14 protein-coding genes are annotated in these 16,648 nt (G+C 40.5%); 12 read left to right on the top strand and 2 right to left on the bottom strand.

Going from position 1 to position 16,648, the window contains the following annotated elements:
* The first annotated feature begins 2 nt into the window (after positions 1-2).
* The 6 genes from FLL45_RS03525 to FLL45_RS03550 all read left to right on the top strand — a co-directional run bounded on the left by FLL45_RS03525 (position 3) and on the right by FLL45_RS03550 (position 6,449).
* Positions 3-473 carry a GDP-mannose mannosyl hydrolase gene (locus tag FLL45_RS03525; RefSeq protein WP_142888395.1) on the top strand — a complete coding sequence of 157 codons (471 nt, stop codon included), beginning with the start codon at positions 3-5 and terminating at the stop codon, positions 471-473.
* Between the two features lie 21 nt (positions 474-494).
* Positions 495-1,229, top strand: coding sequence for a WecB/TagA/CpsF family glycosyltransferase (locus FLL45_RS03530; protein ID WP_142888396.1), 735 nt, complete (start codon positions 495-497; stop codon positions 1,227-1,229).
* 35 nt (positions 1,230-1,264) lie between these two features.
* Entirely contained in the window at positions 1,265-2,434 is a 1,170-nt protein-coding gene (locus tag FLL45_RS03535; protein ID WP_142888397.1) for a nucleotide sugar dehydrogenase, read from the top strand.
* 19 nt (positions 2,435-2,453) lie between these two features.
* Entirely contained in the window at positions 2,454-3,356 is a 903-nt protein-coding gene (galU, locus tag FLL45_RS03540) for a UTP--glucose-1-phosphate uridylyltransferase GalU (RefSeq protein WP_142888398.1), read from the top strand.
* Positions 3,357-3,492: 136 nt separating this feature from the next.
* Entirely contained in the window at positions 3,493-5,175 is a 1,683-nt protein-coding gene (pgi, locus tag FLL45_RS03545; protein WP_142888399.1) for a glucose-6-phosphate isomerase, read from the top strand.
* Positions 5,172-6,449, top strand: coding sequence for a nucleotide sugar dehydrogenase (locus FLL45_RS03550; protein WP_142888400.1), 1,278 nt, complete (start codon positions 5,172-5,174; stop codon positions 6,447-6,449). The genes pgi and FLL45_RS03550 overlap by 4 nt, the downstream gene beginning before the upstream one ends.
* Before the next feature lie 110 nt (positions 6,450-6,559).
* Here the strand turns inward: FLL45_RS03550 and FLL45_RS03555 are convergent, their stop codons facing one another.
* Complete coding sequence (locus tag FLL45_RS03555) at positions 6,560-7,714, bottom strand: glycosyltransferase family 4 protein (RefSeq protein WP_142888401.1); 1,155 nt, start codon at positions 7,712-7,714, stop codon at positions 6,560-6,562.
* Positions 7,715-8,133: 419 nt separating this feature from the next.
* On the opposite strand from FLL45_RS03555, the gene FLL45_RS03560 reads away from it, so the two are divergent.
* Entirely contained in the window at positions 8,134-9,414 is a 1,281-nt protein-coding gene (locus FLL45_RS03560) for a nucleotide sugar dehydrogenase (protein ID WP_142888402.1), read from the top strand.
* 43 nt (positions 9,415-9,457) lie between these two features.
* Positions 9,458-10,858 carry a mannose-1-phosphate guanylyltransferase/mannose-6-phosphate isomerase gene (locus tag FLL45_RS03565; RefSeq protein ID WP_142888403.1) on the top strand — a complete coding sequence of 467 codons (1,401 nt, stop codon included), beginning with the start codon at positions 9,458-9,460 and terminating at the stop codon, positions 10,856-10,858.
* A 168-nt stretch (positions 10,859-11,026) separates the two neighbouring features.
* Here the strand turns inward: FLL45_RS03565 and FLL45_RS03570 are convergent, their stop codons facing one another.
* Positions 11,027-11,380, bottom strand: coding sequence for a VanZ family protein (locus tag FLL45_RS03570; RefSeq protein WP_142888404.1), 354 nt, complete (start codon positions 11,378-11,380; stop codon positions 11,027-11,029).
* 158 nt (positions 11,381-11,538) lie between these two features.
* Here FLL45_RS03570 and FLL45_RS03575 point away from each other — a divergent pair, with 158 nt between their 5' ends.
* The 4 genes from FLL45_RS03575 to rpmI all read left to right on the top strand — a co-directional run bounded on the left by FLL45_RS03575 (position 11,539) and on the right by rpmI (position 16,637).
* Complete coding sequence (locus tag FLL45_RS03575; protein ID WP_142888405.1) at positions 11,539-13,251, top strand: bifunctional sulfate adenylyltransferase/adenylylsulfate kinase; 1,713 nt, start codon at positions 11,539-11,541, stop codon at positions 13,249-13,251.
* A gap of 307 nt (positions 13,252-13,558) precedes the next feature.
* On the top strand, positions 13,559-15,478 hold the full coding sequence (gene thrS, locus FLL45_RS03580; protein ID WP_142888406.1) for a threonine--tRNA ligase: 1,920 nt from the start codon (positions 13,559-13,561) through the stop codon (positions 15,476-15,478).
* A gap of 103 nt (positions 15,479-15,581) precedes the next feature.
* Positions 15,582-16,127, top strand: a complete 546-nt coding sequence (infC, locus tag FLL45_RS03585; RefSeq protein WP_142888407.1) for a translation initiation factor IF-3 — start codon at positions 15,582-15,584, stop codon at positions 16,125-16,127.
* 312 nt (positions 16,128-16,439) lie between these two features.
* Positions 16,440-16,637, top strand: a complete 198-nt coding sequence (gene rpmI / locus FLL45_RS03590; RefSeq protein ID WP_142888408.1) for a 50S ribosomal protein L35 — start codon at positions 16,440-16,442, stop codon at positions 16,635-16,637.
* The last annotated feature ends 11 nt before the right edge of the window (positions 16,638-16,648 follow it).

A 16,648-nucleotide genomic window follows, 5' to 3' on the forward strand; every position in this document is an offset into this window, starting at 1 on the left:
AATTGTTATCAGTTGAAGATTTTAAAGCTACTGTCAGAAATACTCCGCTAGTCTCTTTAGATTTAATAATAAAAAATAATAAAGGTGAGGTCTTGGTTGGAAAGAGAATAAACTCGCCGGCTAAAAATTATTGGTTTGTTCCTGGTGGCAGGATATTTAAGAATGAATCTATTGAAAAAGCATTAAGTCGAATAATGAACGAAGAAGTCGGCATGCTTTTTAGTAAAAAGGAATGTAAGAGTTTAGGTGTTTATGAGCATTTTTACCAAGATTCCTTTTATTCTAAAGAAGTTTCAACTCATTATATTGTACTTGCTTTCGAGATTAAGATGGATAAGGAGATTGCCGAGTTACCTAAAAAACAACACAGCGAATATAGACTAATTGATATAAATGAATTGTTGACTAACGAGCAAGTCCACCAGAACACAAAAATGTATTTTGAGACTAAAAGTATTTTAAATACAAACTAATTTATAATTTCAGAGTTACACATGACAAAAAACTTACCCATTCTAGGGTTTAAGGTTTCTACAGAGCCCGTAAAACAGATAATTGAGTACTGTTTAAATGATGGAAAAAACCTTGTAGTAAATACTATAAACCCTCACTCATATATCGAACAAAAATCTGATAAGGATTTTCGTGATGCTTTATTAAAAAGTGATGTGCTTATCCCTGATGGAAGTGGGATAGTATTTGCCGCGAGATACCTCAAAGGTGTGAGAATATCAAAAATAGCAGGCTATGAGCTTTTTACTGAAACTATGAAACTTTTAAATCAAAATAAAGGGAAAGTGTTATTTCTTGGTTCTTCGCATAATACTCTTGCTAAGATTAAAGAAAGGGCTTCGAAAGATTTTGAAAATGTAGATGTTTATACACATTCTCCTCCGTTCAAGCCTGCGTTCACCGAGGATGACTATGCTGAATTCGTGAGGATAATAAATGAGTTCAGCCCGGATGTGTTATTCGTTGGACTAACTGCGCCAAAACAAGAGAAGTTAATCGAAAGTATTCGAAATAGAATTGATGTAAAGTTTAGTAGTGGGATAGGTGCTGTTTTTGATTTTTATGCGGGAACGATAAATAGACCTTCTAGTATTTGGATTAAATTGCATCTTGAATGGTTTGTAAGATTAATTGGAGAACCTAAGCGGTTGTGGCGTCGTAATTTCATATCTACACCACTTTTTTTAAAAGATGTATTACTCAGCAAAAAGCATTAATCAAGAAATAAATTGAAGTTAAAGGGCTTCGACAGATGAAAAATATAACGGTTGTAGGAACTGGGTACGTGGGATTATCCAATGCTTTACTTCTAGCGCAAAACAATAGAGTCATCGCGTTGGATATTGACGCTGAAAGAATAAGCTTGCTTAAACAACTAGAATCTCCCATTCAAGATGCTGATATTGAGAGTTATTTGAGTGAGAGAAACGAAAATATTCAATTCACTACAAACAAAAAAAAAGCGTTTGAAAGTGCGGAGTTAATTGTAGTAGCTACACCTACAAATTATGATCCCGAAACAAACTATTTTAATACCAGTAGTGTTGAATCGGTTATTAGTGAAGCAAGTCAGATTAAACCGGATGCAGTCATATTAATAAAGTCTACCGTTCCCGTAGGTTTTACAGAAAAGGTAAGAAAAAAAAATGATTCAGAAAATATATTATTTTCGCCAGAGTTTTTAAGAGAGGGAAGGGCTCTTCATGATAACCTTTACCCGTCTAGAATAATTGTAGGTGAAATCTCTAAAAGAGCCAAAGAGATTGCAGAATTATTTAGAGAGTGTGCTTCGGTTGATGATGTGCCTGTTTTATTGATGAATGCAACTGAAGCAGAGGCGGTTAAGTTATTCTCAAATACATATTTGGCGATGAGAGTTGCTTATTTTAATGAGTTAGATTCTTATTCAGAGTCACACGGCTTAGATACTAGTCAGATTATTAAAGGTGTTTGTTTTGATCCAAGAATAGGAGACCATTATAACAACCCATCATTCGGCTATGGGGGATATTGTTTACCCAAAGATACTAAGCAACTTTTAGCAAACTATAAAGATGTGCCAAATAATTTGATCAAAGCGATTGTAGAAGCAAATCGTACTCGTAAAGATTTTATTGCTGAATCTGTTCTAGCGAAAAAACCTCAGGTCGTTGGTATCTATCGGTTAATAATGAAATCGGGTTCAGACAATTTTAGGTCTTCATCTATTCAAGGGATAATGAAACGAATTAAAGCTGAGGGTATTGAAGTAATAATTTATGAGCCAAATTTGTGTGACAATGAATTCTATCATTCTGAAGTTATTTCAAGTATAGAAGTGTTTTTAAATCGCTCTGATGTTATCGTAACTAATCGTATGTCAGAAGAGTTAGAAACTGTGAAACATAAAGTGTATACCAGAGATTTATTCGGGTCCGATTGATAATAAAAGGAATTTACAAATGCAAATTAATAAAGCTGTTAAGGCAGTAATTCCGGTTGCTGGCTTAGGAACAAGAATGTTACCTGCGACAAAAGCTATTCCAAAGGAAATGCTACCTATAGTAGATAAACCGTTAATTCAATATATTGTTAATGAGTGCATTGATGCTGGTATAACTGATATTGTTTTAGTAACCCACTCCTCAAAAAACGCTATCGAAAATCACTTTGATAAGTCTTTCGAACTAGAGACAACGCTTGAGAAACGGGTAAAAAGGCAGCTTCTCGATGAAATTCAGGCTATCTGTCCTAAGAAAGTGACGATTATGCATGTCAGGCAAGGCGAGGCAAAAGGCCTTGGTCACGCCGTCTTAAAAGCTCGGCCTCTTGTCGGTGATAGCCCGTTCGTTGTTGTTCTTCCTGATGTATTAATCGATGATGTAGAAAGTGATTTAAAAACAGAGAATTTAGCGGCAATGCTTAGTCGTTACAATGACAACGGTAAAAGCCAAATTATGGTCGAGCCGGTGCCGCAAGAACAAGTGTCAAACTATGGTGTAGTTGATTGCGCAGGAGTTAACCTACAACCGGGTGAATCTGTGAAAATGAATGCTATTGTCGAGAAACCTCTAGTCGAGGAAGCGCCCTCGAATCTTGCTGTTGTAGGTCGATATGTGCTTTCTAACAGGATATGGGATTTACTTGACTTTACGCCACCCGGCGCGGGAGGTGAAATTCAACTGACCGATGCGATTGCCGCGTTGATGAAGGTTGAGGACGTCGAAGCCTTTCATATGACTGGCAAGTCGCATGATTGCGGCTCAAAGATTGGATACATGTCTGCATTTGTTGAGTATGGGCTAAGACATTCTGAAAAAGGCGAAGAGTTTAAGCAGTTTTTAAAGTCATTATCGATAGACTAGGTATCGTTAACCTAACTTTGTGACTAAAAGGGCGCCTCGATTGACTATCCAGAGAGCGCTAGATGCTAAAATAAGAAACCTATAGCTTCTATTTGTTTAAGTTATTGACCTGATAAAATAAATCGTTGAATTTGATATGAAAATCTCCGAATCTAAGGAATGGAAACAATTAACATCTCATTTGCTTGAAGATATTCAAGGAATAAAAGTGGGTGAGTTAAATGATTTAAAGTCTCGGTTTGAGGACTTTTCATATGAGTTTGATGACTTACTAATCGACTTTTCCAAACAAAAAGTAACCTCCAAAACCCGAGAGCTTCTGCTATCACTCGCAGAAGCCGCGAATTTAAAATCCTCAATAGCCGCTCTGTCCGAGGGCAAGCCAATTAATACGACTGAGAATCGTCCAGCGCTGCATACTGCGTGTCGTTTGCCTGCGAGTGTCGAATTAGTCGTTGACCAAATTGATATCAATTTAGCCGTGCAGGAAGAAATTTCCAAAATTGATAAGATGGTCGAGAAACTTTCCAACGGTCACTGGCGGGGATACAGCGGTAAACCAATCAGAGATATTGTCAATTTAGGCGTTGGTGGTTCTGATTTAGGGCCATTGTTGGTCTGTGAAGCGCTTGATGAATTTAAAGTCGATTACCCAAACAATATTAGAGTTCACTTTGCCTCCACCATGGACGGTTCGCAGATATCGGATATTTTTAACACTCTTAATCCTGAGACCACCGTGTTTGTCTTGGTTTCAAAGTCCTTCTCGACTATCGACACACTTTCAAACGCGGCATCAGCAAAAGCGTGGCTCATGTCAAATTGTCCAAATGAAGCACTTGTTGATAAACAACATTTTATTGGTGTTTCTGTTAGCGCAGAGAAAATGGGTGAGTGGGGAATACACCCCGATAATCAACTTAGACTTTGGGATTGGGTCGGCGGTCGATATTCATTGTGGTCGAGCGTAGGCTTAACTATCGCAATTAAACTGGGTATGGAAAACTTCAAGTTGTTGCTAAGCGGCGCCCACTCGATTGACAAGCATTTTTTTGAGACAGAGCTTTCTCAAAATTTACCCGTACTCATGGGACTCATCGGTGTTTGGAATAGCAATTTCCTTGGTGTGCCGGCGCAAGCTATTTTACCTTATGATGCACGGCTCAAATATTTACCTAACTATCTAATGCAATTGGAAATGGAGAGTAATGGTAAGTCGGTCACACAAGGAGGCGAAAGTATTGATTATGACAGCTGTCCGGTGCTTTGGGGGGAAGTTGGACCTAACGCTCAACATGCTTTTTATCAGATGATGCATCAAGGCACAAGGAAAGTGACCAGTGACTTTATCGCACCAATCAGACGTTTTTCAAAAGAGGATTCCGAACACGGGAAGTCACTCCAAGAACAACATTTATTGACGCTCGCAAATTGCTTTGCACAGTCGAGGGCTCTCATGACAGGTGGTTCGCTTGATGAGTTAGCATCTAATTCATCAGAAAAAAAGCAATTTCCAAACCCTCACAAATTTTATCCAGGGGACCAAACCTCAACGACTATTCTCATTCCTGAGTTAAATCCCTACACGCTCGGCCAGCTAATCGCCCTTTATGAGCATAAAGTTTTTGTAATGGCGACTATTTGGGGAATAAATCCTTTTGACCAGTGGGGCGTCGAGCTAGGCAAAATAATGGCAAATGAAACTTTAAGTGAACTGAAAAATGCCGCTTCGACAGAAAAATTCGATAATGGAACCAATACTTTGATCAACTTAGTCAAAGAAGGAATTGGAAAGAACGGCAAAGGATCAAACTCATGAATATCATTGTGATGGGAGAAGACCTAAATGCTAAAGTGGCAGCATCGATGCTCGCTTCTGTTGGCAATCAAGTATGGGTTACTTCCGAAGAAAGCCTGCTAACTCAATTTAATTCTGAGCCTGGATTAACTGAACTTTATCAACGCCAAAAATCTTGCGGTCGTATCGTCTCGATTGCAAAGAGCGAGCTTTCAGAAAAGCGAGCTCCAGCGGAAACAGACTTTGTTATCATATCTGAAACTTCAGATGTGATTGCGGAGATCGAGTGTCTACGAGATAGTTCCTGCGTAAGTAAATCAATTTTTGTAATTCTTTCACCCTCTAGAATTGGTGAAGCAATCGGACTAAAGCAAAAATTTTTTAAAGATTATGAAGAGGTATCTGTTGCCTGTATTCCTTTATTGATAAGAGAAGGAAGAGCTCTTGAGGATTTTTCAAGACCGGAAAATATTATCGCTGGAATAGATGATCTTAAATCACTTGCGAAAGTAGAAAGCCTATTTCATCCGTTCAATCGAGTAACCAATGTTCTAAAATTCGTTTCCACGAAAGAAGCTGAATTTACTTGTTTTGCTGGACATGCCATGTTGGCCACGCGTTTAAGTTTTATGAATGAAATGGCGAGTTTAGCCGAAAGAACTGATGTTGATATTGATGTAGTTAGGCAATGTATCGGCTTAGATCCGAGGATTGGCCAAGAATATCTTTATCCCGGATGTGGGTTTGGCGGAAAAGCGCTAGAGCAAAATGTTAAACGTGTAGCGACTCAGCTGCGGCAACGCAATGATGATCTTGGACTGCTCGATATTGTTTTAAGAATCAATGATCGGCAAAAAGAATTGTTATTTAGAAAAATTTGGAAATTCTTTAATGGTGAATTGGAGAATAAAACAATCGCGATTTGGGGAGCTGCCTTTAAGCCTGGTACGTCAAATATTAACGATGCACCTTGTCTCAAATTGATTGAGTTACTCACTGCGCAAGGAGCTTTAGTAAAAGTCTATGACGTTCAAGCGAGTTCAAAACTGATAGATTACTTTAAAAAAGTTGATTCGGTTAGTGTTGTCGATTCGTCGTTAAAAGCAATAGAACGCGCTGAAGTTCTAGCGATTTGCACTGAATGGAAAGAGTTTTGGAGTCCAAATTACAAACTGTTAGCAGAGCACTTGAAATCAAAAACGATATTTGATGGCCGAAATATCCTTCAGCCGCAACTTGCTGAGCAACATGGGCTTAAGTATTTCGGCATAGGGCGGAATAAAGTTACCAGGTAAATAGACAACTGCTGCATTTATTATCTTCTATTTCACTGAGAAGATTTAATATTTAAATGAATTGGCAAAACAGGTTACGGCTGTAGTGAATCCGAGTTGCCCCATACCTATCAGCTTAAGGTTTTGCTCCTAGAATTCAGTTCTACCACTTCTGCGTCGATGTCAGTCAGTGTTTTCCGTCTATCTCCATGAGTTTTAAAGTCATAAACTTCGGCCACTGGTTTGCGCGACAATGATCCGACTCTTCCGAGATAAAAAGTCATAAAGATAAAAAACGCCGCAAATGATTCGATTTGAGAAAAGCCAAAGTATTGAGCCGCAAAGCCAAAAGAGACAGTGGTGATAGTCAGCAGATAAATCAAATGAAGCGTGTGCCTGACGGTTAGCCCGGCCTGCATAAGGACGTGGTGTATATGGTCTCGGCCCGCACTCAACGGAGACCGTCCATCTCTCATTCTTTTTATAATAACAGCGCAAATATCCCAGATTGGAATCGCGAATAGCCACAGAAGAATCGAGCTTGGCGCATAAGCAGGTGCTTCGATTGCTAGCTTGATAGCGAGATAGGGAAGAACGAATCCAAGCACTATCGTGCCTGAATCGCCCATAAAAACAGATGCTCTCTCTCGCCAAGAAAACCGGTAATTGTAAGCCCAAAAGCCGAGGACACCGCCAAAAAATACAGTCGCAAAGAAGGATACATTGGTTAATGAAGCAGCGCTTGCAACGCTGATGATGAAGCCTAATGTAATCAAAACGATGCCGGATGATAAGCCGTCTAGACCATCAAGCATATTGACCGCATTAATTAGAGCCAATACCGCTACAACAGTTAGCGGATAGGCGAAAACGCCTAAATCAAGGACAATGTCTTTCGTGAGCGCAATTTGAGTTAACCAGACATCATCCAAGTAAAGTGCGACCGCCACAAGCGTTGTTTGTGCAATGAGTCTGAGCGCGGCACTTATATCATATTTGTCGTCAATAAAACCAATTAGGAACAACCCACCGCAGCTAAAAACGAGTCCTTCATGGCCTTTTGAAAACCCCCATAGATAGATGGATGCTAGACTAGCCGTTATAATAGCTAGTCCTCCAACTAGAGGAACTGGCATAGCGTGCTGCTTTCGTCCTCCTGGATGATCGACTAAATCATATTTAATAGCAAGACGTCGGTATAATGGAATTACCGCTAAAGATATTAGCAATGCTAAAAATAGATAAGGAGAAAATAAACTGTCAAAAAATGGAGACAAGTCGCCCATCGCGTATCCTTTAGTTTTACTCGAATAAGTCCATGTATTTATTAGCGCTTTTCGATTTCGGGCAGATTATACGTAGACTAGTTATAAAAACAAGAAAACGCCAACTTTTTTAGCTATTTAAGTTAAAAAATACGCTAAAAGACTCATTTTCTAAGGTTTGTAATTTGAAACGTAGGATTCCACAAATAGATGACAAAAACTTTAAGAGAGTTGTAATTTTTTGTAATGACATCTAAATATTGGTCTAATATCTTGGTCGATATATAATTCTGAATCACTTTACAGCAGAAGGCTGAGTTGAACGAATTAGTAAAATTCTTTAATTTTGGTTGATTAATCGATGAGAATCGCGATAATCGCCACTTTGTAGGAACTTGAATACCCCAAGCTAAGGGGAGCATAAATAAAAAGGAATTATAATGAGTCGCAAAATTTCCGTTGTTGGCCTAGGATATGTGGGGTTGCCCGTCGCTGTCGCCTTTGGCAATAGCTCTAAAGTTATAGGCTTCGATCTTAGCGATGCTAGAATTGAAGAACTTAAACAGGGTATAGATAAGACTTTGGAAGTTGAGTCTGAGGAATTAAGAAACTCTGATATTCTGTTTACTTGCAATCCCTCTGATTTAAAACATGCAGATTTCCATATAGTCGCTGTCCCCACACCCATTAATATAGCTAATCAACCAGACTTGACGCCGATGCTTTCCGCCTCAGAGACCATAGGTAAGCAGCTCAAAAAAGGCGATATCGTAGTTTTCGAATCGACTGTTTACCCTGGTGCTACTGAAGAAGACTGCGTGCCCATTTTAGAGCGAGAGTCTGGCTTAAAGTGTGGCGTTGACTTTAAGGTAGGGTATTCTCCTGAGCGAATTAATCCTGGCGATAAAGAGAGGACTTTCACCAAGATTCTAAAAATCGTTTCAGGTATGGATGAAGAGTCATTAGATATTATCGCTGATGTGTATTCAAGTGTTGTAAAGGCCGGCATTCACAAAGCTCCAACAATCAAAGTAGCTGAGGCTGCGAAAGTAATTGAAAATACCCAGCGAGATCTCAATATAGCCCTAATGAACGAGCTTGCAGTCATTTTCGAACGTTTGGGAATCGATACTTTAGACGTCCTCGAAGCGGCAGGTACAAAATGGAATTTTCTACCATTTAGACCCGGATTAGTTGGCGGGCACTGCATTAGTGTCGATCCATATTATTTGACTTACAAGTCAGAAAGAGTCGGTTATAGACCGGAAGTTATTCAATCTGGACGCAGAGTCAATGATAACATGGGGCATTTTATCGCCGAAAGATGCGTTAAGCAGATGATATTGGATGATAAAAAGATTAAAGGCGCCAAAGTCGCAATACTCGGTTTGACCTTCAAAGAAGACTGTCCAGATTTGAGAAATTCGAAAGTTAAAGACCTTGTAGAGGCATTTAAGGGTTACGGAATTGAACCGATTGTAACCGACGCAATGGCTGATTCTAATGAAGCGAAGCAGATATACGGTGTTGAGCTTTCATCATTGAACCAAGTCAATAAGTGTGATCTTGTTGTAGTCGCAGTGGCTCACAAACAATATAAAGCTTTAACTGCTTATGATTATCAAAGCATGTTAAAAGACGACGGTACCTTATTCGATATTAAAGGAATCTTACCCAGAAGTGACATCGAAAGCTTAGGGATGAAGCTACATCGAATTTAAAAGTTTAAGCTTTAATTAATATTAATATTATTTAGGAAATATAATGATTTTACCCGTAATTATGGCTGGAGGGTCAGGTACAAGGTTGTGGCCGCTCTCTCGTTCTTTGTACCCCAAGCAATTTTTGAATATCGTTGGGCAAAACACGATGCTTCAAGAAACTTCACAAAGAATTAAAAACATAAAAGCAACTAAGTCTCTGATTATTTGCAATAGCGAACACCGGTTTCTCGTCGCCGAACAAATGCGCGAAGTGGGCCAACCTGTTGATATTATTCTTGAGCCCATGGGGCGAAATACTGCGCCAGCCATAGCGCTAGCGGCACTCAAAGCCACTAAAGATGGAAATGATCCATTGTTGCTTATACTGGCTGCTGACCATGTTATTCAAAACGTGAAAGCTTTCGAATCTGCTGTAGAAAAAGCGACTCAATACGCCAATGATGGTCAGCTTGTGACTTTTGGTATTGTCGCCGATAAGCCTGAAACGGGATATGGTTATATTCACCGTGGTGAAGACATTGGTGATGGCTTTAAAGTTGATAAGTTTGTCGAAAAGCCAGATGCTGAGAAGGCGCAACAATATATAGATACTGGTGAATACTATTGGAATAGCGGTATGTTTATGTTTAAGGCAAGCCGTTATTTAGAAGAGCTAAATACGCATTTCCCAGAAATCCTTTCAGCGTGCGAGCCGTGCATTGATGGTGCCTATGAAGACTTAGATTTTATTCGTATCGACGAAGCCCTTTTCGCAAAATGTCCGTCGGAGTCAATCGATTATGCTGTCATGGAAAAAACTTCAGACGCCGTCGTTGTTCCTATGGATGCTGGTTGGAGTGATATTGGTTCCTGGTCGGCGATTTGGGATGTTAGCGAAAAAGATGAAAACGGCAACCGAGTATTGGGTGATGTTTTAACTGAAGATTCTAAGAACTGTTTAGTTCATGCTGAGGACCGTTTAGTTTCAATTTTAGGCCTAGAAGATGTTGTAGTTGTTGATACGAAAGATACAGTTTTGGTTGCGGACAAAAGCAAAGTCCAAAACGTTAAAAAGCTCGTTGAGAAATTAAAAGCTGCCAATCGAGAAGAGTGGAAAATTCATCGCGAAGTTTATCGTCCTTGGGGCAAATACGATTCCATCGATATGGGTGACCGTTACCAAGTAAAACGGATCACTGTTAATCCTGGCTCTAAACTAAGCGTGCAAATGCATCATCACCGGGCTGAGCATTGGGTAGTGGTTTCTGGTACTGCAAATGTTACTAATGGTGATAAAACATTTTTAGTCTCAGAAAACGAATCAACTTATATTCCAATTGGCCAGGTTCATGCATTAGAAAACCCCGGTAAAGTACCGCTAGAGCTAATTGAAGTTCAGACTGGCTCCTACTTAGGGGAAGATGATATTGTTCGATTGGAAGACAATTACGGTAGAGCTTAATTAAAACTTAAAGAAAAAAGTTCTAAGTGACGGATTCTAAGAATGAAGTTCTAAGTGCTAGATTCTAAATACGAAAATAAGAGCTAGAGAAAGCGGAGTTGTCTCCGCTTTTTTGTTTTTAGATTTTGGCTATTTAAGGGAAGCTCTACAGTCAGCAATACATCTTTTTTATTTGGTTAGGAATTTGAATAAGGCAAAACCTAAAAGAACGCCAATAAAATCGGCCAGCATATCGGCAATACTGAAGCCTCTCCCAGGGACAAAATACTGGATGATTTCTATCACAATACCTAAGGTTGTTGCAATTATAACAATCCACAGGTGTTTCAGTTTCCCGTAGGCCGCAAGCATCAAAAAGGTTGTGCCGGCAAACGCAAGGCAGTGGTAAATCTTATCGATCTGTGGGAGGTTAATTGGTTGTGGTGGTTTAGGTATAATGGTCAAGTACAACAATAAAGCTATCACTACCCAAAAGCTTACGCGCCAAAAGATAACATAGGAAGTTAACAGAGATTTCAACATGGATTTTTTTTACTGCGGGACATTGCGGCGTAGTTTACGCGAATTGTTTGGTTATAACTACATAGCAACAAATTATTCATTTTAATAAGGCAAAATAGACTGGCTGTGGTAAAATTCGCCCGTTTTTTAATCATTACAACAAATTGGAAATCAAGGAAATGCAGATTGAATATCGTGCCCATGGTGGGGAGCTCAAAGATCTTTATTTGTCTTTGAACGAAGCAAAACAAGCAAAGGAAAGCGCCAAGGAACTGGCCTCTTGGGATTTAACCCATCGTCAAATATGTGATATCGAACTTCTACTCAATGGAGGATTCTCTCCACTCGAAGGTTTTATGTCAGAAGCTGACTATAACTCAGTTGTTGATGATATGCGGTTAGCTGATGGAACACTTTGGCCTATGCCGATTACTCTGGATGTTTCAGAAGCATTTGCGAGCGATGTAACCGTGGGTCAAGAGATTGCCTTGCGTGACGAAGAAGGAGTAATTATTGCGATAATCACTGTTTCAGATAAGTGGAAACCCAACAAAAGTAATGAAGCGATAAAGGTTTTTGGTAGCGATGATGATGCTCATCCGGCTGTGAGTTATTTGCATAATGTTGCGGGTGATTATTACATTGGGGGGCAATTAAAGGGAGTCAGTGATCCGAGTCACTATGACTTTAAGACTTTAAGAGATAGCCCCGCAGAGTTACAACAAAAATTTCATAAGTGGGGTTGGAATAAAGTCGTCGCTTTCCAAACTCGAAATCCAATGCACCGAGCGCATCAAGAGCTCACTTTTCGTGCCGCAAAACAGGTTGAGGCTAACTTATTGATTCAACCGGTGGTTGGTATGACTAAACCTGGGGATATTGATCACTTCAGTCGCGTTCGCTGTTATGAGCACATCGTTAAAAAGTATCCAGATCAAACCACTATGCTCAGTTTATTACCGTTAGCCATGCGCATGGGGGGACCACGTGAAGCGGTTTGGCACGCGATAATCCGTAAGAATTATGGATGTACCCATTTTATTGTTGGGCGTGACCATGCAGGACCAGGAAAAGATTCAAATGGCAATGATTTCTACGGTCCTTATGATGCGCAAGATTTGATGAACGAATTCAAAGATGAGCTTGGCATTGAAATGGTTCCATTTCAAATGATGGTGTATGTCGAAGAAAAAGCTGAATATGAGCCTATCGACAATATTCAAGAAGGACAAACCGTACTGAATATTTCTGGGACTGAATTCCGACGTCGATTACAAGAAGGCTTGGATATTCCCGAGTGGTTTTCGTACAAGGAAGTCGTTTCGGAACTTCGCAAGCGTTACCCCGCGCGTCACAAGCAAGGCTTAACAGTGTTTTTCACCGGCCTATCTGGGTCCGGTAAATCTACCATCGCTAATGCACTGTTAACAAAACTGATGGAAATGGGAGACCGTTCAATTACCTTACTCGATGGGGATGTGGTTCGGAAACATTTGTCGAGCGAACTCGGTTTTTCAAAAGAGCATCGTAACTTAAACATCCAACGGATAGGCTACGTCGCGAGCGAAATTACTAAAAACGGGGGGATTGCTATCTGTGCGCCTATCGCACCTTACAAAGCGACTCGCCGGCATGTTCGAGAAATGATAGAACCCTTGGGCGGATTTGTTGAGATTCATGTGGCGACCAGCTTGGAAGTGTGCGAATCTCGCGATCGTAAAGGTCTTTATGCTAAGGCAAGAGAAGGCATCATCAAAGAGTTTACAGGTATCAGTGACCCTTATGAAACACCGGAAAACCCAGAGTTAAGAATTGATACCGTCGACTGCACGCCTGATGAAGCTGCTCAGCGTATCATCCTCAAGCTTGAGAATATGGGGTACATCAAGTAACAGGCGTTATCCAAATTAGAGCCAAATAGCGAGGTTTGAATTTACAACCTCGCAACTTTTATTCCTTTTTAATCTCAACTCAAAATCTCTGTTCCTTTATACTCCAATCTTTAACGCTAATCCCCTTAAGATTCATTGCTTTATATACTGGTATTAGCTATTATCCGCCTAATTTTTATGGATAAAATCAAGCTTCTGAAGCAAAAGCACCGATAAGGTGCTTTTCGTGCTTTTTCAGTCGACTAAAATATTTTCAATCGTGGTTTAATTGATGATTAAACCGAAGAAACAAGGTTAAATTAAAGAAATGCCTGTAATTACGCTTCCTGACGGTAGTCAAAGAGAATTCGATAATGCAGTGACTGTGTATCAAGTTGCTGCCGACATAGGTCCAGGTCTTGCCAAAGCTGCTTTGGCAGGTAAGGTTGATGGTCAGTTGGTTGATACCAGCTACATCATCGACACCGATGCTGAGTTGTCTTTGATCACCGACCGTGATGCCGAGGGTTTGGAAGTGATTCGCCACTCTTGTGCGCATTTATTAGCGCAAGCGACTCAAGCCATTTTTCCAAAAGCTCAAGTTACTATCGGCCCCGTGATTGATGATGGCTTTTATTATGACTTTGCTTTCTCGCGTCCATTTACACCCGATGATTTAGTGGCGATTGAAGACAAGATGGCTGAAATCGTTAAAAAAGACCTTCCGGTCGAGAGAACTACAATGGAAAGGGACGAAGCGGTTAAGTTTTTCCGCGATATGGGTGAAGAGTACAAAGCTGAGATTATTTCTAGTATTCCTGCAGGGGAAGAACTTTCATTGTATCGTCAAGGTGATTTCATCGATTTATGTCGAGGTCCTCATGTACCCAGCACGGGGCGTATTAAGGCTTTCAAATTGATGAAATTAGCGGGTGCATACTGGCGCGGTGATTCGAACAACGAAATGCTCCAGCGTGTTTATGGTACAGCCTGGGCGAACAAAAAAGATCTCAAAAAATACCTTCATCGATTGGAAGAGGCAGAAAAGCGCGATCATCGAAAAATCGGTAAAGCCTTAAGCTTGTTTCATTTCCAAGAAGAGTCACCCGGCATGGTGTTTTGGCACAATGATGGATGGACTATTTTTAAGGAATTGGAAACTTATATTCGCCAAGTTCTTCGCGATAATGATTACCAAGAGGTTAAAGCACCGCAAGTGCTCGATCGTTCATTGTGGGAAAAGTCCGGTCACTGGGATAAGTTCAAAGACGATATGTTTACAACTGAGTCGGAAAACCGAACCTATGCAGTAAAACCAATGAATTGTCCTGGCCATATTTTAATTTATAATCAAGGACTTAAGTCTTATCGTGATTTACCACTCAAAATCGCAGAGTTTGGCTCCTGTCACCGGAATGAACCATCCGGCGCATTGCACGGCTTGATGCGTGTGCGCGGTTTCACTCAAGATGATGCCCATGTTTTCTGTACCGAAGCGCAAATACAAGAGGAAGTCAGCAAACTCATTGACATGATTTACGCAGTATATGCTGATTTTGGTTTCGATAAGATAGAAATCAAATTATCAACCCGCCCAGAAAAACGGGTTGGTGATGATGCGATTTGGGATCAATCTGAAAAAGCGTTAGCTGACGCATTAGTATCGAAAGATATCGAATATGAATTGCAACCTGGAGAAGGCGCTTTCTACGGCCCTAAAATTGAGTTTGCTTTGAGAGACTGCTTAGATCGCGTGTGGCAATGTGGTACGGTTCAGCTTGATTTTTCAATGCCCGGTAGATTAGGCGCTGAATATGTTTCAGAAGAGGGTGACAAGAAGATCCCGGTAATGATCCATCGCGCTGTATTAGGATCGTTGGAACGATTTATCGGCATTTTGATAGAAGAATATGCGGGCAAATTCCCGCCGTGGTTATCGCCAAATCAAGCGGTAATTATGAATATTACTGATAAACAGAGCGATTATGTCAAAAAATGTGCGAAATATTTGAATTCTCAAGGGTTTAGAGTAAATTCGGACTTGAGAAACGAGAAAATCGGCTTTAAAATTCGCCAGCACACTTTACAACGTGTGCCATTCTTGCTCGTTGCTGGCGACAAAGAGGTGGAGTCCGGCACGCTTTCCGTGAGAACGCGTGGTGGAAAAGATTTAGGCTCGTTGTCTTTAGAGGATTTCGCTGCTCATTTGCAGGCCGGAATTGAGCAAAAAGGACGCTATGAGGAATAAATCTGAGTAATTCGAGTTGGCGTAGTGGTAAAATATGCGCTTAACTGAGAGTTTACTCGTATAAGACTCATGCATATTGTTTAAATAGTAGAGGAAATTACACATTAAAAGACCAAGACCAAAAGCGGGGCAAAGAGAGCAACGCGCTAGTATAAACGAGGAAATTACCGCACCAGAGGTAAGATTAATCGGGCCAGATGGTGGTGCTATCGGCATTGTTTCTAACAGAGAAGCACAACAAGCAGCAGATGATGCTAAGCTGGATTTGGTAGAGATTTCGCCACAGGCTGAGCCGCCTGTTTGCAAAATCATGGACTATGGTAAATTCGTTTTTGAGCAGAAAAAAGCCAAAGCGGCTGCAAAGAAAAAACAAACCATCGTTCACGTTAAAGAGATTAAGTTTAGGCCAGGGACCGATATTGGTGATTACAATGTCAAATTGAGAAAACTGACTCAATTTTTAACTGATGGCGATAAGACCAAAATTACGGTAAGATTCCGCGGTCGTGAAATGGCTCACAAAGAGTTGGGCATGGAGTTACTCGGCAGAGTCGAGAAAGACTTGGCAGAATTTGGCGAAGTCGAAGCCCGACCAAAACTAGAAGGGCGCCAGATGATCATGGTTATCGCGCCTAAAAAGAAGAAATAAGCAGTAAGAAGTAGCCACAGGCATTGGTCGCCCGGCTACTAAATAAGTAGCAATGTTTTAAGACCTTCTCGTAGATTGAGGGTCAAAGAGAAGTCAGTCGCTTCTCTTGAAGAGAATAAGCAGTAACGAGAAATCGCAATCTGCTTTGCTCCTGCAAGGTTTTTGGCAACCCTGTAAGAGCTGGTGAGAAGACCACGATTTATCCTGGTCTTCTTTTTATTAACACTGTTAGGTAACAAACGGCATAGTTTGTAGTTAATTTAAACTCCATTCAAATTGCGACCTACAGCTGACATTTGAGGTAAAAGAGAAATGCCAAAAATTAAATCTGATAGTGGCGCGTCAAAGCGCTTCAAAAAAACAGGTAAAGGTGGATACAAGCACGCTCAGTCGCATCGTCGCCACATTCTTACTAAAAAGAGCTCTAAGCGTAAGCGTCATCTTCGTAACATGGAGATGGTAGCACCTGCTGATGTAGCACAATTGGATCGTATGATTCCTTACGCGTAAGAATGGGAGAA

The sequence above is a fragment of the Aliikangiella marina genome (assembly GCF_007004765.1).
Taxonomy (GTDB): Bacteria; Pseudomonadota; Gammaproteobacteria; order Enterobacterales; family Kangiellaceae; genus Aliikangiella; species Aliikangiella marina.